Source organism: Marinobacter sp., assembly GCF_041686475.1.
Taxonomy (GTDB): Bacteria; Pseudomonadota; Gammaproteobacteria; order Pseudomonadales; family Oleiphilaceae; genus Marinobacter.
Genome location: NZ_JAWLDU010000055.1, coordinates 1 through 16,945 on the forward strand (window position 1 = coordinate 1; position 16,945 = coordinate 16,945).

Genomic DNA, 16,945 nt, shown 5'->3' on the forward strand with positions numbered 1-16,945 from the left:
CGCTTCCACCCGCGACAGGAACTCCCCGATATGCTCGAACGCCTCTTCCGCCTCAGGTAGAAGTGGCGTAAAGAGATGCCACACATGGACCATGTCAGGCCAGGTCTGCACTTCCACCAATGAACCGGCAGCTCGTGCTTTCTCCGCGTACCGCAAGGCGTTTTCCAGCAACATCTCCGACTCGCTGACATGAATCAGTGTTGGCGGTAGATCGTTTAGCTTCCCGCGCAAGGGCGACGCAATCGGGTTGGTGGGCAATACCCGCATGCCAAGGACGGTTGCCCACCACAGCAAAGGTGTCGGTATTCGCGCCAGTTTTCTAACGGTCGGCCCCAGCATGACATCAGTTTTAATATTGGCACGCTTGCTTAGCGAGGTCAGCATCAGTTCGGTGGAAGGTGACAGTGCCACGGTTGCGTTCGGTGGCTGCAGGCCCTGATCCCGTATCCAGGCGATAAGTCCCAGGGCATGGCTGCCGCCAGCAGAGTCCCCCGCAACCACCACGAAATCAGCCGGAGCCCCTCCATCCGGGCCATTGTCCAGTATCCAGCGATAAGCCTGACGGCAGTCGATGATGCCATCCAGATAGCGGTTTTCCGGCATAAGCCGGTAATCGACCGCAAACACGCAGGCATGGGTAAGGCGCGACAACCGGTCTGTAATGGCGCGATGGCTTTTGGGGCTGCCAGCGACCCAGGAGCCGCCATGAATGTAGAGAATGCGACGTCCGGGTTGTGCCTCCGGCGCAATGACCCATTCCCCTTTGGGGGAGCTGCTGCCGGGAAAGCGAATTTCGGAAGCCAGTTCCAGGCCGTCGCTCATGCTGTCCATGTAGTTTCGCAGCGCCTTTACCCGGGCACGGCCATGGAGGCCCTCTGCGGCGGTATGCATACCCTTGACCATTTCAACGACTTGCTGGCGGGCCTCACCCTGTTGCAGGCGGCCGGGAACTTCGGTGTCATTGCCGCCACCGTGATGCCGGCGCCAGAGGTAAACTGCGGCAGCTATTAGCGCAACCATTAACAGTCCGAACCACATCATTGCGAACCAGGCAATTCCGAGCATGATATAAGGCCTTTATCTGATACTGTCCATTCTTCCCCTTCTTTCAGGGGGTCACGGTAACAGGGAGACTCAGTGCAGACAGCAGCTGTTCTGCGCCGGGTTCGCTAAACAGTGAGCACTCACGACTGATCACCAGTTGCGAGGCTCGCTCCTCCCGAAGCACCCGGGCGATGGTTGCCGGATGGGTACCAGGCATGACCCGAAGTCGGGTGCGGCTGCCGAGCACATCAAGATCATGCCTGACCGCGTCGAGACGACTGGCAGCCGGTTCGCCATCTGTGCCCAGAATGATGGTTACCGGCTGACGAGAGTGCCGGGAGATCTCGGCGGCCGCCATTGCAGCCCGGTGATTTGCCTGATCATGATCATTCAGGAAAACAACCACGCGGTTCTGATGGGGCAGTTTCTGTTCGCACCATAACAACACCTGGCCGGGTGACTGGCGGATCAGCTCCCGTGCAGTTGAACCCAGCCTGGCACCGGCGGGAGACGACCAGCCGGCGCGGCCAAGCACCAGCAGATCGTCCGGGCCTGCCATCGCCAGTACCTCATCGATCACGCGGCCGCGAGCAATGCTGAGCGTTGCTTTGCCTCCGCGCGACCTGACCGCCCCGGCAAGCGCTGCCCGTGCATGATCCGCCAGCTGCCGCATCCGCTGTTCCAGAATGGTGGCGTCAAAAGGCCGGCTGATTCCGGAAGCCGAGCCAACCTCCCGGGAAAAAACGTATCCGGCACTGCGCAACAGGTTCAGTTCTTCGACGAACACGCCCAGGATTTCGGCATCCCGTTTGCCGGCGATATCAGCCGCAGCCTCCAGGGCGGCATAACTCATCCGTGAACCGTCGATAAGCACCAGAACGCGGCCGCGATGAGGCGCCGGCTCTGCGGGGTTTCCGGTATTAATCATGACCTGTGTCTCCATTGCGGTCACTGCTTCCTTCGCCGTCATCCTGTTTTTTACTGACTTCCGCAAACCGGAACAGGCGCTCGGCGACGGCCCGGTTGAAGGACGCCTCGGGGAATTCACCGTTCTCGCCTGGTTGTCCGGCTTTCTTGCCCGTCAGAAGCTCGATCGCCTGGTTGATGTGCGACACCGGGTAGATACTGAAATCGCCATCGGAAATGGCCTGGCGAACGGCTGCGTTGAGCATCAGGTGTTCGACATTGCTGGCTGGTAAAATGACTCCCTGCCCGTGAACCTTGCCGGCTTCACGACAGACATCAAAGAAACCCTCGATTTTTTCGTTAACACCGCCCACCGCCTGAATTTCACCGTGCTGGTTCATCGAGCCGGTGACGGCAAACGCCTGGCGCAATGGCAGGCGGCTGATTGCCGACAGCAGAACACAGGTTTCCGCCACGGACGCAGAATCGCCTTCCACGCCTCCATATGACTGTTCGAAAGCCAGGCTTGCCGACAGCGATAGTTCGCCGTCGCCGGCATACTGGCTCGCCAGGAAGCGGGAAAGAATCATCACGGCCTTGCTGTGAATAGGGCCGCCGAGTTTGGCTTCCCGTTCAATATCCACGACCTGTCCCCGCCCTGGCCGTGCAGTGGCCGTAATCCGGGTTGGCTGGCCGAACATGGACGCACCGAGTTTAAGCACCGACAGGCCGTTGACCTGGCCCACCATCTCACCCTCGGTGGCGATCATCACGACGCCGCGGGCAATCTGCTCCCGGCTTCGCTCGCGGACCCGGCTGGCGCGGAATTCCCGCTCATCAATCGCCCGCTGTATATGTACCATCTCAATTGTGGTGCTATCTGCCTGGGTTGCCCAATGATCCGCCTCGCTGACGATATCCTTCAGTACCCGATCGTGTGCGGTAAGCTTGCGCTGATCCGCCGCAAGCCGGCTTGCCTGCTCGATCAGTCTTGCCACCGCTTCCCGATCAAGGGGCCGGCATTTCAGCTGCCGCGCCATGGTCGCAATCATGCGGGCATAGAGCCCATAGCTGTCGCCGTCCCGGTCCAGATCGTCCTCAAAATCCGCCTCGACCTTGAACAGATCCAGGAAGTCCGGGTCGTAGTGGGACAGCAGGTAATACAGCATGCGGTCGCCCAGTAATACGACTTTAACGGAGACCGGAATAGGCTCCGGCTGCAGGCTTATGGTGCTGGCCAGTCCATACAGGCGTTCCAGGGATTCGATTCGGATCTCGCCGGAAAACAGGATGCGCTTCAGACTCTCCCATGCCATTGGCTGGCTCAGTATCCGTCGGGCGTCAACGATCAGGTAACCACCGTTGGCCCGGTGAACAGAGCCGCCCTTGATCAGGGTGAAATCGGTGTAGAGCGTGCCCTGGCGGGTCCGATGCTCAATCTGGCCTGCCAGATGCTGATGATTCGGCAGGTCCTCGTAAATCACCGGTGCCCCGGTTGTATCTGCATTGTCGACCAGCAGGTTCACTTTGTATCGCCCGAGCAACCCGGTGGGTGGGCCGTTTTCGTTGTCCTGGAAGGCTTCCGCATGTTCCACCACGTCCTCGCGTATGGCATCGAGAAAGTCGACAATGGCGGGCTGGTGTCGCCATTTTTCACGAAGTTCTCCGATCGGGCCGCCGAGAGTGAGCTGGACCATCTCTTCATTCAGCCCATGGACGCGTTCCCGGACCTCTTTGCGTAAACGTGGGAACTGTTGAATGGTCTGCTGCAGTTGTTTCTGGAGTTCCTCTATCTTGGACTCAACAAGGGCTTTTTCTTCATCGGAGAAGTTTTTATATTCCTCCGGATCGATAACCTCGCCATTGCGCTTCGGGGCGAAAGTGAAGCCTGCAGGCGTTGTTATCATGGCAATGTTATTGGCGTTGGCCTCTTCCTGGATATCGAACAGACTCTGGTGCTGGCGCTTGGTCATTTCCTCCTGCAGTTCCTGCAGGCGCGCCTGATACTCCTCACTTTCGAAGGTTGCCGGAATCGCTGTGCGCAGCTCCCCGGAAAGGTCATTCATGTCTTTCTTGAACTGCCTGCCTTCCCCGGCTGCGAGGCGCATGGACCTTGGCCGGTCGGCGAACTCAAAGTTGTGAACGTGGCACCAATCCGATGGCACAGGTTGCTGTTCGGCATAGTTAGCGAGGAAGCGTTCAACGAGTTCGTGCTTGCCAGTGCCGGAGGGCCCGAGGACAAACAGGTTGAACCCGTCCGCCCGCATGCCGGCCCCGAACTCCAGCGCACGCAGCACGCGCTCCTGGCCACAGGGCAGGTCCAGGTCCTCCAGTGAGTCGGTGGTGTCGAAATCCAGCTGGTCTACGGGGCATCGGTGGTAGACCTGTTCCGGTGTCAGCGGCGAGGGTAATACCATCAGCGTTCTCCAGATGATTGGCTGGCAGCCTGCGAAACTGCGAAGGATGTCACTCAAGGATAGACTACGAGGGCGGATCCCTGTCTAATCCGAAATCTCGTCTGTAAGCTCCAGCACGAGAGGGTCCATCAGCCGGTACACCCAGGCTGACTGGCCATCCTTCAGTGTCAGTTTCACCCGCTCATAGCGAATGCCCAGTCGTTCGTATCGGTCCAGCGCCCGCAGTTCCTCGGCATTCACAGTGATGACTTCGCCTTCAGTGACCGCACCGGCGACCGGTTTGATGTCCAGCTCGTCCTTGCGGAAATCCGGCAGCCTGGCGGGTTCACCTTCCCCCGCGCGTCCCGTCACCAGCCATCGCACCCAGGGCTTCGTGAGAGTGCCGTACACGAACACGGAATAGGTAGCGTCTTCGTCTATGGCGGGCAGATTATCAGGCGGGTCATAGCCGAAGGGGCTGGCAAAAGTAAGCCAGAGATAGCCTATCCCTGAAATAACGAGGACTGAGACGGTCGCGAGGGTGTACAGGATTGTTTTTTTCATCGAGCGGTACGCACTTTCCTCCGGATGAATAATCGGCACTCCTTAGCTAACGATGAGCATAGCAGGTTGGACCAGGCTCAGTGATAACTGTCCCCATTGGCCGTATACTGCACTGATAGAGACTGCTGATTGATGTGAGGCAGAAGGTGTTTCTTCGGAGGTTGTAACTATGGCTCTTTTCCCCGCCGACAGCGGCGAGAATGATCTGTTCATTTCCAGGACGGATTCAGATAACCCATTGGGAACCCATGCTGCTTTCAGCTTTGAGCTGGAAGGCAAGGTCTGGCCCACGGTGGAACATTATTTCCAGGGTATGAAATTCACCGATGAAAACCGGCAGGAAAAAATACGGGCGGCAGCCACACCTGCACTCGCTGGAAAACTTGGCCGCAAGCGCCACAAAAGCCTTCGGCGGGACTGGAAACAGGTGCGTGAAACCGTCATGACCCGTGGGATTTACATACGATGCCGTACGCATCCCGGACTGGCAGAAGCACTGCTAAAAACCGGTGACCAGAAGATCGTGGAGAACAGCAACTTCGATTATTTCTGGGGCTGTGGCCGTGATCGCCGGGGCGAAAACCGCTACGGGAAAGTGCTGATGAATGTGCGTGAAAAATTGCGAGAAGAGCAGGGCCTTTAACCCCATCTCTTCCGAATATGCCTATATAACCAATCCTGAAAGCATAGTGCTGCGGCTGAAACGAAGTCGGAATTGCCGGCGTTTGACCCTCTGATCGCCTGAATGTTTAGATAGACCGGTCTAGTCAGATCAGGTGTGTTTTATGGTGTCTCCGAAACGGTCAGCATTGCTCAGCACAGCCGAACGACTCTTTTATCAACAGGGATTTCACGCCACCGGTATCGATCGCATTGTTGCGGAGGCCGGTGTTGTCCGCATGACGTTGTACAACAATTTCTCGTCAAAAGGGGCCCTGGTTGCTGAGGTTCTGAATGACCGGCATAGTCGCTTTCTTGAAGCTCTGGATGCGGAAGTCGAGCAGGCCGCTGATGGTGACGCCACGCTGGCCCTGGTTGATGCTCATAGCCAGTGGGTCGGAGAGTTCAGCCGGCAGGGATGCATTCAGGGCAAGGCGATGTCGGAATTCGGGGAACATGACGCCGCGATCCACAAACAGGCCGTCCTGGCCAAGAAAGATGTATTGGTTCGAATCCAGTCGGCACTGGCCCGGGATAGTCTGCCCGGGCAGGACTCGCTGGCACGGCGTGTTTTCCTGGTCCTGGAAGGCTGTAACGCGGTGCTACCCGTGTTGGGACCGGATGCGCTTCTGGCTGACACCCGTAAAGCCATTGAAGAACTCATCTGGAATGTAAGGTTTAAGGCTCCGTGAATTATTTGTCCGCGACTGGAGTTGCCACTCTGGGTGCTGGCCTGATTGCCATCACATACGGTCTGGCGCGTTTCGTATTTGGTCTGTTTCTGCCTGTCATTCGCGATGACATGACAATGTCGTCCACGGTAGCCGGTCTGATCGGCTCACTTCCCTTTCTGAGCTTTATTGTTGCCATCCTGCTGGCGCCCCGGTATACCCGGTTGCTCGGGGTTCGGTATGCGGCGTTCGGCGCAGCCGGCCTGGCCCTGTTCGGGTTGTCGACCATTGCTTCTGCACCGGGGCCGATGACTCTCGCCCTGGGGGTGCTGGTCTGCGGCATCAGCACTGGCCTGTCGACTCCGGTTATGGCCGGGGTGGTGCACCTTTGTGTGCGTCCCGAGGTGCGTGGAAGGGTCAACGCCACCATCAATTCCGGCACCAGCCTGGGTATAGCGCTGGCCATGCCGGCGGTCCTGCTGCTGGCCGGTCAGTGGCGGCTTGCCTATGCGGGATTTGCACTGCTGGCGGTTGCTGCGGTTATCGCTACCCTGTTGTATTTGCCCGGCCGGGTGTCCAGCAGCAATCCATCTTCCTCCCACTCACAGGATGAGGATCGCCCGGGGCGTAAGATGGCCCGGTTGTGTGGGCTAGCTGCTGCGATGGGGCTGGTCAGTTCCGTTGTCTGGGTGTTCGCACCGGATGCCGCTATCAAGCAGGGTGGGATGCAATCCAGCCAGACTGCCTGGATGTGGTTAGCGGTAGGCGTTGCCGGATTGCTGGGCGGCTTTGCCGGTGACCTGATTGATCGCTATGGCTCTGCTGTAACCCATGCTTCGGCGCTGGCGGCGCTGTCCGGTGCGGTCGGGCTGCTGGCCATTGCCCCCGGAAGCATTTCCTTAGCTTTGCTGTCTGTCGCGGTATTTGGTGCCAGTTACATGATTTTAAGCAGTTTTTACCTGGTCCAGGGCACTCGCCTTTTGCCTGGCAAGCCCACTTACGGGGCGGTTCTGCCTTTTCTGGCCGTTGCCGGTGGGCAGGTTGCTGGCTCGGCCCTGGCAGGTATCGCGATTGATTCGTCGGGTTATCAGGCGGCCTTCAGTCTGTACGCGCTGCTGGGAATACTGGTGACCGGTCTTTCGGTACCAGTGGCAAGATTGACCGGCCCCGCCTACTGAACCCCGATGACCCGTAACCGCTTCATGAATTCGCGGTTACCGGGCTCAATCGCTCTGCTTCAGCCCCATCTCCCAGAAATCAATTTCGAGCCGGGTGGCGTCGCTGAATATCCGCGTGAGCTGCGTGAACCTGGATGGGGTAACATCTGCCAACCGGTCATTCAGCCATTGGATTTCCGTCTGCATGGCGTCCTGGAATTCGTCACTTTCATACATGGCTATCCAGGCATCGTATGGATTGTGAGCACCCCGGACTGTTTCGGCCCGTTTGTTCAGCCAGTTGGCAATCTCGCCGTAACCGACCATACAGGGTGATAGCGCAACGTGCAGATCCAGAAGATCGCCGCGGTTGCCCGTGTCGAGCACATAACGTGTGTAGGCAAGGGTGGCCCGTGCTTCCGGCAGTTTCGCGAGCTCTTCCTCTGATATGCCCCACTCCTTGCAGTAGCTGATGTGCAGATCAAGCTCTACATCAATGATTGCCTGTAAGCCTTCCTTGGCCTGCCGCAGATCAGACAGTGTGGGGCTTTTGTAGGCAGCCAGGGCATAGGCCCGGGCGAACTGGATCAGAAACAGGTAATCCTGCTTCAGATAGTGCTGGAACGCCTCAGGCGCAAGAGATGCGTCTCCCAACTGTTTCACAAAGCTGTGTTCGATGTAGGCGCGCCATTCTTCCTGGCAGCTCGTCTTGAGGTCTTCAAACTGGTACGACATCTGATCTCCCGAATTGCAGGCTTGTTTGGTTCAGTAGCAGGAGTTCGGTGAAGAATCCGGATTGATTTCTCCGGCTACTTCTTCCGGATCAATCCCGTGGCTGATCAGAACTTCCCGCACAAAATTAACCTGGGCGAGGATTTTGTCGGCTTCGTCACCGTATTCAAACCGGTTGACCTCCACGGGCTGGGGCATGAAGGTGAAGGCGGTTTTAAGGGCATTGAGTGTGTCTTCATCAGTCATAGGAACGTTGCCTCGTCGGGGTAGTGGTGTACTGGAATCTTAACAGAGAAAGTATACGCAGGCCTTACGGCGCCACAAGAGGTGATTACCATTGTTGGGCTGCCGATGTTTATCCTGGTGTTTGCGATGATGTTTGCATTCTACCGGGGGCTGTCACATGACGAAGAAAGCTTTGCCGGCGTATTGCCAAGGCCGTTCAGATCACGGAGCGTTGTGGAGGCTGTTGTCATGGTTATTCTACTGCGGTTGGTCGTTGGGGGATCAGTGCATCATGCGCTGCTCCCCCAGTACATACGACCATAAACCCTCTTCGGTGGGTCTTTGGTAGGGCAGGAGGGTAATTCAGATCTGCTTGTTAACAACCTCTGACAGGCGGCTGCGATTGCCATCGGTGTCCAGTGTACGGATGGCGAAATACCAGGTGCCTTCTGTGAGTTCATCCACCAGCAGTTCGTCCACGGAGGCGTCACCGATGGCAAGGCTCTGGTCCAGTGTGTCTTCGCTGTTGCCGTAGACCACTTCAAAGCCGGCAATTTCACCCATGGACAGGCTGTCACCGTTCTCTCGGGTGAGCGGCGCAGTCCAGCTCAGCATGGCGGCATTGGCCGGAACGGTTTCTTCCGGAGTGGTTTCCGTGGCTGGCGGCTCGCTGGTATCGTTATCAGTGTCAGCAACCGTGTCACCGTTGCCGTCGGTTCCGCTATCAGCGGTTTCTTCGGTGCTGCCGGTGTTATCCTCTGTGGTGTCTGTTGTAGTGTCTCCGGTTGTGTCGTCAGCCGTTTCGTCGGTTTCGGCAACGTCGGTATCGCTCTCCTCGTACACATCTGCAATGGTTTTGAAGCGCTGCACGTTACGATGCTCAACCACCACCAGCCGTTGGCTGATGATGCTGGAGTCAACAGTGGCCTGAAGCTCGGAAGCTTGAACGGCTGCAGTACTGATCAGATCTGCCAGAGCCACGTTCACGCCATCACCCATCAGGCTGATCTGGCCGGTTTCAGTGGCCTGGGTGGCGATGTTGTTCAGGACATCGGAAATCGAGTCCCACTGGGCATTGTTGTTCACCAGTGCCAGAAAGGCGGCGTTGGTAACAGCCAGTTGCAGCGCATCGGCCGAGACATTATCTGTCTCATCCAGTCTGGTCAGATCTGGCGGGGGGAGGCGAAGGGAGCCTGGAGCAAGACCGAACCAGCTTTCCACCGTCTCGTAGGAGTCAGAGAGCGCCTCGGGAGAAAGCCCGTTGCCGCTGCGTTCAGCGAGAGCAACGGCCAGATGGGTCAGTGGCGTCAGGTTGACGGTTTCCATTCGCAGGTCGCCGGCTCCGCGCAGGCTGAAACTGCTGTCCAGTGCCATGGTTTGCCCAAAAGCAACCGGCGAGCCATCGCCCTGTTCGCATTGGGGCACCACGTCGCAGATCATGCGGGTGCTGCCATCGGCATGGAGCTCTACGAGGGCCCAGCTGTCCGCCTTTCCACGCAGCCGCCATTCGTAACTACCATCGTCAGCGGTCAGGACCGGCTTCGCCGCCTGCCGTTGTGGCGCGTAATAACCGTCTTTGTCTGAAATTAGACGATTAGCGGTTACCAGCCCCTGCTGGATAACGCCTTTCATGGCATCGCCGGCAATTTCCACCGTTGGTTCGTTCTGGTCCAGGGACTGGGCTGCTGTTTTGCTATCTTCGGAAGTAATGTCCAGACCGCAGCCCGAGAGCAGAACCACCGCAGATAAAGTCAGCAGTCCATGCTTCGATAAGTTATTGCCGCAATATGACATTGTTTTGCACCAAATTATTGACGAATTTGAGCGAATCATACAGCGGCAGTTTTCGGTTATATGCGCTCTGGTTCCAGATTTTCCAGCCAGAATCCGTCAGGAAATTGGCGCTTACGGAGGGATACATGTTGAGATCGAAAGTAACAGGATTCAGGGGGCGGGAAATCCGGCTAACCTGTTGTTGATTGGAGCTTTTCGGTGATCAGTCTTGCCGCAGTTCCGCAGATGGAGAGCAGTATGGATTCTGAGCATTTACAATTTTAAACGTGTGGACGGATCATCGAGGGCAGGGTTTTGCACCATACGCATGGTGGCATAGTAATTGGGAATGGCCGCCTGCTCCCAGCGACTGAAGGGTATAAGTCGCCCCGGCCATGCGATGGCTTCAATGGGCCAGTGCCGGGTGATCCAGTTAATGATTTCATCCTCGATCAGTCTGGCCCGCTCTGTGCTCAGGCTTATATGGGTCCACAGATAGGCTTCGGCTTGATGTCGGGTGCTGGCGGTAGGGTAGATGTAGAGGCATCCCAGGCAGTTTTGCTTGTCGTGGCTCAGCAGGTGATAGGCGAAAGAGCGGCGGCTCTCGAACTCGCGTGCATGCCAGGCCAGGTCGGCACTGTTCATACTGATGTCGAGATTGTCCGGTGGCCAGGTATCGTCTGGTCCGAACAGATGCTTCAACTTGCTGCGGCTTTCTATGACGGACTTGAAGTCCAGCTCGACCCATTCAGGGCTGGCAGGAACCAGCAACACCTGCTGGCCCTGCCATTGGGAGGGGACAGTGAAACCCTGAACCGGTAATGCGCGAAAGCCTTCTTTTCGCGCAGCGAGGTTGTCATGATCTGGCATTTCTACTCTCCACTAGGCAGCATCACGCCCCTCGTCGCGCATCAGGCGGCGAATGTGAAGCTCAAGGCGCCTGTAGTCATTGGATTGCAGAAATGCCTCGCGGTCATTCGCCGGCAGGTTGGTTTTAAAATCCGTATATATGGTTTCCTTCAGCCGTCCGGGGTGCCGGGAGAGAAAGAACACCACATCTCCCAGGTACAGCGCTTCTTCGATGTCGTGGGAGACTGCCAGAACCGTCGTGCGCTCCTTACGAACCACATTCAGCAGCAGATCCTGCATCTGCCAGCGGGTTTCCGGGTCGAGGGCACCGAATGGTTCATCCATCAGTAGCAGTTGCGGATAATTGGCGAGGGTTCGCGCGATGGCCACGCGCTGCCGCATGCCGCCAGAGAGCTGATGGGGGTAGGCTTCTGCGAAAGACTCGAGGCCAACCGCCCGTATAAAATGATCAACGGTACCCTCGTTCAGCGCACTGCTGTCACCGTTGATTTTCAGGCCGTAGGCAACGTTGTCCCGCACGGAGAGCCAGGGAAACGAGGTGTAATCCTGAAACACCATGCCACGGTCACGGCCGGGATGCTCCACAGCACTCCCGTTGAGGGTAATCTCTCCTTCCGAGGGTTTCTCCAGCCCTGCCACCATGCGCAGCAGGGTGGACTTGCCACAGCCGGACGGGCCGAGCAGAACACCAACCTTGCCGGCAGGCAGAGACAGTGAAATGTCATCCAGTGCCTGAACGGTTCGCCCACCAGACTGGAAGTTCTTGCTGATGCCAGACACTGAGAGACCCTTGGAGGAAATCATGGTACAGGCTCCTTTTAATCATTGGGCGCGAGGATGGTCTTCAGCGGCGTCATGTCAACGCCCGCTTCCATCGGATGGCGTTCGTCAACGAGGCCAAATTTGAGCCACCAGTCGGTAACTGTTTCCCAGTTCTCTGCAACCTGGCCGTTAGGCAGACCCAGTGGCAGCTCACCGGACATCAGGCCCATATATTTTGCCGCCTGGTTCCTGTCGAAGATCCAGATACCTCCCTTGTGAATTTCGCCGGTCGAGCCGATGACTTTCTCGACATCAGACACCGGAAATCTGAGGGCTTTGGCGATGATTTCATTCGCTTCGGCAGGGTTCTCTTTCCAGTAGTCCACTGCATCGAAGTACGCCTGCATGACCTTCGCGGCGGTTTCCGGCTTCTGTTGGAGGAAGGAGTCGCTCATGTACATGGCGTCGCCCAACAGTGCGGTTTCGATCCAGCCGGGCTCCTCTGAGGAGGCGACAACGGTCGAGCCCGGCAAAGCGTCCAGAGCCTGGGAGCCAAACGGTTCCCAGAATTCAGCTGCGCTGACGTCGCCACCCACCAGGGCTCCGACGGCGTCATCCATAATCAGGTTGGTAAACTCGACTTCGTCGATGCCAACGCCGTTTTCCTCGAGCCATATCCCCATGAATATCTGGGTCAGGCCGCCTTCCAGTACCGCAACCGATTTGCCTTTAAGGTCGTCAGCGCTTTCGATTCCGGGCGCCAGCACAATCTTGTCGGTTCCATAAGAAGGATTGGTGTAGGTCACCATTTTTACCGGAACGTCTTTGTCGGCAGCTATCGGCGCGTATTCAGCAGTGCTGGAGGTGACGTCCAGGGCACCTGCAGACATCAGGCCAAAACTCTCGTAGGGGTCCTCAATGATAGTTATTTCCAGATCAAGATCCGGCGCCAGGTTTTTCTCCTGGGCGATAAACCAGAAGCCATAACCCGGCCATGAAAACAGCGACAAACGCACCGTTTCTGCCGAAACGGCATTGCCCGAAATCAGGGCAAGTATCAATACAGCGAGACTATGTTTAAGCCAGTTCATGTGGCATTACCTCTTGGGTTGGTGAGGGGGTCAGGCCGAGTCGCATTATCAGGAGCGCTCGCGGCCGAGATAGGGAAAACATTTCCGGTAAACCAGTCTGAAGAGAACGTCGAAGAGCAGGCCGAGGACACCAATAGTGACGATGCCAGCCATGATGTCGTCGACATGGACAAAACGCTTGGCGCGCATCATCATCGCGCCGATACCATCGGTTGCCGCAACGATCTCCGCGATCACCAGGTAAGTCCAGCTGACAGCCAGCATCTGTCGGCATGTGTCGACGTAGCCAGGCAGGGAATGGCGGAACAGCACGGTCCACAGGATAATGCGTCGCCCGCCGCCAAGGGTTTTGGCAGTTTCGATCAGTACTTTCGGGGTTTGACGGGTGACGTCGGCAAGCATGATGACCAGAAAGAAAACAACACCCATCAGCAGCAAAGTGATTTTCTGGGTGTCGCCGGTGCCCAACCACATCAGCAGCAGAGGAATAAAGGCCGGAGCTGGAAGGTAGCGCCATGCCCCGAGCAGAGGGTTGAGTAAACCGTCAACCCGTGCGAATGATCCCATTAGCAGACCGATGGGCATGGCAATCAGAATGGCAATTGCGAAGCTGATGACAATTCGGGTCACGCTGGATACCACATCACTGAAAAAGTTCTGTTCCAGGAAAAGATCCTTCAATGAACTGAACACAGCCGCTGGCGCGGGATAAAGACGATCCGGAGCGAGATCCATCTGGGATGTGACCTGCCAGAGCAACAGGAAAGTCATCCAGCCGATGGTGCCTAAAACCAGACGCTGACCACCCGGAAGTGTCTGGTTGAAATCGAACCAGTAATCCGAGCGCTGCTTCGATGCAGCAGCGGTCTCCTTCGCCGGGGTCGGGACTATGGCTTGCCGCGTTGCATTCTCCGAGAGTTTTGCGGTCATCGGGGTTACCTCAGAAGGCTGTCAGGAAGCTGAGACCGTAAACCGGGACCGCTTTTCCCTCGCGAAGCGCTTCGGGCACTTCAACCTGTCCGTAGGTTTCTGCGTAGATGCCGGCAATGCGGTTGCGGTGATAGCTCTTGAGCTGTCCCTTCATGCCCACGGTTCGGGTGTAGGCATCGCCAAAGAGTTCGTTATGAAGCGCCGGCAGTTTGTACCAGGGCATGGTGGGCTTGGCGTGGTGGGCGTTGTGGTAGCAGAAATTGAGCACGAGCAGGTTTAACACCGGCCAGCGTCGTGAAATAAGATTGCTGTAGGTGTTGTTCTGCTCGTAGTCACGATCGCCTTTGCGGGGCAGCTCCGCGTCCGGGTCGTGAAGATTAACCACGATTTCGTAATTGTGCTGATAGGCATCGAAGAACCTCAGTACCGTGAGCATAAGCCCATAGGCAAGCACGTAAAGCAGCACCGCTTTCAGGCTCCAGACTGCAAGGGCTGCGAACACAGTGGCGCGGGTCAGTAGTACGGCTGCCGCACGTTTCCTGTGTTCACGGTTACCGATGGGTGTGAATGGTGCCACCATCAGTACGGCATGCATCAGAATGTCGACAGCGGGAATATAGAACCATTCCAGGGTGAAGACGGTTTTTTCGGTTTTGGGATGGGCCTTCAGCCACGCGCGGTAATCGAATGAAATCGGGTCGGCGTTATCCACATGGTGGCGCATGTGCTTGTAGCGCAGATCTTCGTAGGTACCGTAGCTTCCACCACTGATCCAGTTGAGCCATTTGCCCAGCCGGCTATTAGGTTCTGTTTTCCTGAAGATGGCGTTGTGGGCGCAGTCATGCACCAGATAGGCGGCGATTACCATGCCATGGCCGCAGGCAATAACGCCCAGTGCCGGCAGCAGGAATCCCGGCTGGGCCATCAGCAGCCAGCCGCCTATGTAGCTGGTCAGGATGTAGGCCAGCACAAGCGTCAGCGGCCATACACCGTCTGAGTGGCGAAAATGCTGAGTAATGTTAGGCATTGTCCTGTTATCTCCCTTACGTTCTAGGCAATCTTCGAAGTTTTCGCGTTGGAGGTGCGCCAGCGCTCGAAATGTGCAAGCTCTTCCTCCCCGATCCAGCGATTGAGAGACCAGAGGTCGGCAATGGGCGCCTGGGTGAAGGGAAGCAGATGCAGATAACCGTCGGTTCCGAATTCGGGCGTCATGTAAGTGTTATCAAGCCCTCGCTGAAGTTGTGATTGCCACACCGCTTCCCAGCATGCCTGGTGGGAAGCAAGCGCCTCGGCGTATTCCGGGGCCGCCGGATGCGGAACCTGTGGGCCCTGGTCGTAACCGACCCTGGAGTGGATGTGCCGGGCCTGGCTGGCGGTGCGTTCGATGCAGTCCCACTCGATATGGGGCAGGCGTTCGGAGACAACGGCCCAGTGGCTGAAATCACAGGTAACGTCGATTTCCGGAACTTTTTCGAGAATGGCCACCGTGTTCCAGGGGCTGAAGAAGCTGCGCCCACGGTGCGTTTCGAAACTCACGGGAATTCCGAGCCTGTCGGCGATGTTCTGGGCTTCCGAGAAAAACCGCACAGAGTCATCGATCGGCCAGGCGTCGCACCCGCCCATTACGTTCACGAACTCGGGTTCAAGACCGGTTTGCCGGGCACTGCTCAGTTTGGCCTCGAAGTCTTTAAGGTGCTCTTCGATACTGGCATCGCGCTGTGGCACATAGCTACCGGTGGTGCACACCTCCTGAATCCACAGCAGGCCATTTGCGCGCAGGGTTTCTCCGAAGGCCTGTGCTTCGGCGTGAGTGCCGGGAACAGGCGCTTCGATGCCGTCAAACCCGGCTTCATTGACCTGGTTCACAGCCTGGGCCAGCGAGCCTTCGTGACCCCATAGAGTTTTGAAGCGTTTTAGTTTCACGGACGACTCCTTTGCAATTCTGAAATGTCACTGGGTTTATCGCTGCAACCGTTGTGCCATAAGCCCAAAAACGCTTTAAATATACAGCCTGGCATGTAAACGGCGTATTTCTGCGGGGTTATTCTGGGTGGCATTTGTGGTTATGATTGGTGCAATTGCACACGGGCGGTGCGTGACTGGTTTACTGTTCAGGTCGATGACCGCTCCGCTAAGGAGTAACACGCTGTATGACATCCATCGCACTTCTCGACGGTGGCCTTGGCCAGGAAATCTATCGCAGGGCTCATAGCGTGAGCTCCCCACTATGGTCTGTTGCGGTCATGCTGGAGCAGCCCGATATTGTTTCGGCGGTGCACGCAGATTTTATCCGCGCCGGGGCAAGAACCCTGACGCTTAACACCTATGCCGCCACACCAACCCGGTTGCGTGAGCAGAATATGTTCGAGCAGTTTGCTGCCATTCATCGGCAGGCGTTTCAGGTTCTGGAAAGGGCAATCGAGGAGACTGGGGTGCAGGTTGACATTGCTGGCTGCCTTCCGCCGTTGACTGGCAGCTATCGGGGCCAGCCGGCGCGTTCTTTCGAGGATCTGCGCGATGAGTATGCCTTGATCGTTCAACGGCAGGCCCGCGCTGATGTATTCCTGATTGAAACCATTACCAACACTCTGGAAGCGCGTGCGGCTTGCGCTGCAGCCCAGGAGTCGGGAAAACCCTATGGTATGGCATTCCGACTTGAAGCCGACGGCAGGCTCCGGTCCGGTGAAACCCTGGCTGAGGCCGTTTCGGCGGTAAGGGATGACGGGCCCACCGCGGTAATGTTGAACTGTTGCGATCCTGAAGTGCTGACGGCAGCCATGCCGGAGCTGGTTGCCTTGTATCCGCGTGCAGGGGGTTACGCGAATGCCTTCAAATCGGTGGAATCAATGGCGCAGGGTGGTTCCGTGGATGCCCTGGAGGCGCGGCCTGACATCTCTCCGGAAGCTTATACCGCGCAGGTTCGACAGTGGTTGGCAGATGGTGCCCGTGTGGTTGGTGGCTGCTGCGAGATTACGCCTGGCCATATCCGGAATATGGCCGAAGCGCTGTCTGTCGATTTTGAGCTGGTTCCTTTCTCGCAGATGGGATGACTGGCTTCGATGTCCCGTGCTTCCGGAGTTCTGTATCTCAGACGGGCGCCACTCCAAACAGCCACTGGTGGGCCCAGACAACCATCAGCACATAGACCGCCAGGCCGCCGATAA

17 protein-coding genes are annotated in these 16,945 nt (G+C 57.2%); 4 read left to right on the forward strand and 13 right to left on the reverse strand.

Annotated elements, in window-relative coordinates:
- From ACESMB_RS12020 to ACESMB_RS12035, 4 genes are all read right to left on the reverse strand, one after another.
- Window positions 1-1,065: alpha/beta hydrolase (locus tag ACESMB_RS12020; RefSeq protein ID WP_372971642.1), on the reverse strand; the 1,065-nt coding region annotated here is incomplete at its 3' end.
- 43 nt (window positions 1,066-1,108) lie between these two features.
- The gene (locus tag ACESMB_RS12025; protein ID WP_372971643.1) at window positions 1,109-1,972 is read right to left on the reverse strand and encodes a universal stress protein; all 864 of its coding nucleotides are present in this window, start codon (window positions 1,970-1,972) and stop codon (window positions 1,109-1,111) included.
- A complete protein-coding gene (locus tag ACESMB_RS12030) occupies window positions 1,965-4,367 on the reverse strand; it encodes a Lon protease family protein (RefSeq protein WP_372927453.1) in 2,403 nt (800 codons plus the stop codon). Before ACESMB_RS12030 ends, ACESMB_RS12025 begins: the two co-directional genes overlap by 8 nt.
- 84 nt (window positions 4,368-4,451) lie before the next feature.
- A complete protein-coding gene (locus ACESMB_RS12035; RefSeq protein ID WP_372927452.1) occupies window positions 4,452-4,910 on the reverse strand; it encodes a gamma-glutamylcyclotransferase family protein in 459 nt (152 codons plus the stop codon).
- A 169-nt stretch (window positions 4,911-5,079) separates the two neighbouring features.
- Between ACESMB_RS12035 and ACESMB_RS12040 the strand changes: the two genes are divergently transcribed.
- The 3 genes from ACESMB_RS12040 to ACESMB_RS12050 all read left to right on the forward strand — a co-directional run bounded on the left by ACESMB_RS12040 (window position 5,080) and on the right by ACESMB_RS12050 (window position 7,419).
- Window positions 5,080-5,553, forward strand: coding sequence for an NADAR family protein (locus ACESMB_RS12040; RefSeq protein ID WP_372927451.1), 474 nt, complete (start codon window positions 5,080-5,082; stop codon window positions 5,551-5,553).
- 142 nt (window positions 5,554-5,695) lie between these two features.
- The gene (locus tag ACESMB_RS12045) at window positions 5,696-6,262 is read left to right on the forward strand and encodes a TetR/AcrR family transcriptional regulator (protein WP_372927450.1); all 567 of its coding nucleotides are present in this window, start codon (window positions 5,696-5,698) and stop codon (window positions 6,260-6,262) included.
- Window positions 6,259-7,419, forward strand: coding sequence for an MFS transporter (locus ACESMB_RS12050; RefSeq protein ID WP_372927449.1), 1,161 nt, complete (start codon window positions 6,259-6,261; stop codon window positions 7,417-7,419). The genes ACESMB_RS12045 and ACESMB_RS12050 overlap by 4 nt, the downstream gene beginning before the upstream one ends.
- 45 nt (window positions 7,420-7,464) lie before the next feature.
- Here ACESMB_RS12050 and tenA read toward each other — a convergent pair whose 3' ends face one another.
- The 9 genes from tenA to ACESMB_RS12095 form a co-directional block, all read right to left on the reverse strand.
- Entirely contained in the window at window positions 7,465-8,133 is a 669-nt protein-coding gene (gene tenA, locus ACESMB_RS12055) for a thiaminase II (protein WP_372927448.1), read from the reverse strand.
- Window positions 8,134-8,163: 30 nt separating this feature from the next.
- Complete coding sequence (locus tag ACESMB_RS12060; protein ID WP_372971644.1) at window positions 8,164-8,376, reverse strand: penicillin-binding protein; 213 nt, start codon at window positions 8,374-8,376, stop codon at window positions 8,164-8,166.
- 342 nt (window positions 8,377-8,718) lie between these two features.
- Entirely contained in the window at window positions 8,719-10,149 is a 1,431-nt protein-coding gene (locus tag ACESMB_RS12065) for a hypothetical protein (protein WP_372971645.1), read from the reverse strand.
- Window positions 10,150-10,401: 252 nt separating this feature from the next.
- The gene (locus tag ACESMB_RS12070) at window positions 10,402-10,998 is read right to left on the reverse strand and encodes a hypothetical protein (RefSeq protein WP_372927373.1); all 597 of its coding nucleotides are present in this window, start codon (window positions 10,996-10,998) and stop codon (window positions 10,402-10,404) included.
- Between the two features lie 12 nt (window positions 10,999-11,010).
- Window positions 11,011-11,802 (reverse strand): ABC transporter ATP-binding protein, encoded by a 792-nt coding sequence (locus tag ACESMB_RS12075; protein WP_372927374.1) that lies wholly within the window; start codon window positions 11,800-11,802, stop codon window positions 11,011-11,013.
- A 14-nt stretch (window positions 11,803-11,816) separates the two neighbouring features.
- Window positions 11,817-12,851, reverse strand: coding sequence for an ABC transporter substrate-binding protein (locus tag ACESMB_RS12080; protein ID WP_372971646.1), 1,035 nt, complete (start codon window positions 12,849-12,851; stop codon window positions 11,817-11,819).
- Between the two features lie 48 nt (window positions 12,852-12,899).
- Window positions 12,900-13,781: an ABC transporter permease gene (locus ACESMB_RS12085; protein WP_372971647.1), complete on the reverse strand. Its 882-nt coding sequence runs from the start codon at window positions 13,779-13,781 to the stop codon at window positions 12,900-12,902.
- 10 nt (window positions 13,782-13,791) lie between these two features.
- Window positions 13,792-14,808 (reverse strand): fatty acid desaturase family protein, encoded by a 1,017-nt coding sequence (locus ACESMB_RS12090; RefSeq protein WP_372971648.1) that lies wholly within the window; start codon window positions 14,806-14,808, stop codon window positions 13,792-13,794.
- 23 nt (window positions 14,809-14,831) lie between these two features.
- Window positions 14,832-15,704, reverse strand: a complete 873-nt coding sequence (locus ACESMB_RS12095) for a sugar phosphate isomerase/epimerase family protein (RefSeq protein WP_372971649.1) — start codon at window positions 15,702-15,704, stop codon at window positions 14,832-14,834.
- A 227-nt stretch (window positions 15,705-15,931) separates the two neighbouring features.
- Here ACESMB_RS12095 and ACESMB_RS12100 point away from each other — a divergent pair, with 227 nt between their 5' ends.
- Window positions 15,932-16,831, forward strand: coding sequence for a homocysteine S-methyltransferase family protein (locus tag ACESMB_RS12100; protein WP_372927379.1), 900 nt, complete (start codon window positions 15,932-15,934; stop codon window positions 16,829-16,831).
- Window positions 16,832-16,945: the final 114 nt, after the last annotated feature.

Excerpts from the sequence above, each read along its gene's own strand:
- ACESMB_RS12025 (WP_372971643.1), bottom strand. The coding sequence starts at position 1,972 with ATGATTAATACCGGAAACCCCGCAGAGCCGGCGCCTCATCGCGGCCGC.
- ACESMB_RS12030 (WP_372927453.1), bottom strand. The coding sequence starts at position 4,367 with ATGGTATTACCCTCGCCGCTGACACCGGAACAGGTCTACCACCGATGC.
- ACESMB_RS12035 (WP_372927452.1), bottom strand. The coding sequence starts at position 4,910 with ATGAAAAAAACAATCCTGTACACCCTCGCGACCGTCTCAGTCCTCGTT.
- ACESMB_RS12040 (WP_372927451.1), top strand. The coding sequence starts at position 5,080 with ATGGCTCTTTTCCCCGCCGACAGCGGCGAGAATGATCTGTTCATTTCC.
- ACESMB_RS12045 (WP_372927450.1), top strand. The coding sequence starts at position 5,696 with ATGGTGTCTCCGAAACGGTCAGCATTGCTCAGCACAGCCGAACGACTC.
- tenA (WP_372927448.1), bottom strand. The coding sequence starts at position 8,133 with ATGTCGTACCAGTTTGAAGACCTCAAGACGAGCTGCCAGGAAGAATGG.
- ACESMB_RS12060 (WP_372971644.1), bottom strand. The coding sequence starts at position 8,376 with ATGACTGATGAAGACACACTCAATGCCCTTAAAACCGCCTTCACCTTC.
- ACESMB_RS12065 (WP_372971645.1), bottom strand. The coding sequence starts at position 10,149 with ATGTCATATTGCGGCAATAACTTATCGAAGCATGGACTGCTGACTTTA.
- ACESMB_RS12070 (WP_372927373.1), bottom strand. The coding sequence starts at position 10,998 with ATGCCAGATCATGACAACCTCGCTGCGCGAAAAGAAGGCTTTCGCGCA.
- ACESMB_RS12075 (WP_372927374.1), bottom strand. The coding sequence starts at position 11,802 with ATGATTTCCTCCAAGGGTCTCTCAGTGTCTGGCATCAGCAAGAACTTC.
- ACESMB_RS12080 (WP_372971646.1), bottom strand. The coding sequence starts at position 12,851 with ATGAACTGGCTTAAACATAGTCTCGCTGTATTGATACTTGCCCTGATT.
- ACESMB_RS12085 (WP_372971647.1), bottom strand. The coding sequence starts at position 13,781 with ATGACCGCAAAACTCTCGGAGAATGCAACGCGGCAAGCCATAGTCCCG.
- ACESMB_RS12090 (WP_372971648.1), bottom strand. The coding sequence starts at position 14,808 with ATGCCTAACATTACTCAGCATTTTCGCCACTCAGACGGTGTATGGCCG.
- ACESMB_RS12100 (WP_372927379.1), top strand. The coding sequence starts at position 15,932 with ATGACATCCATCGCACTTCTCGACGGTGGCCTTGGCCAGGAAATCTAT.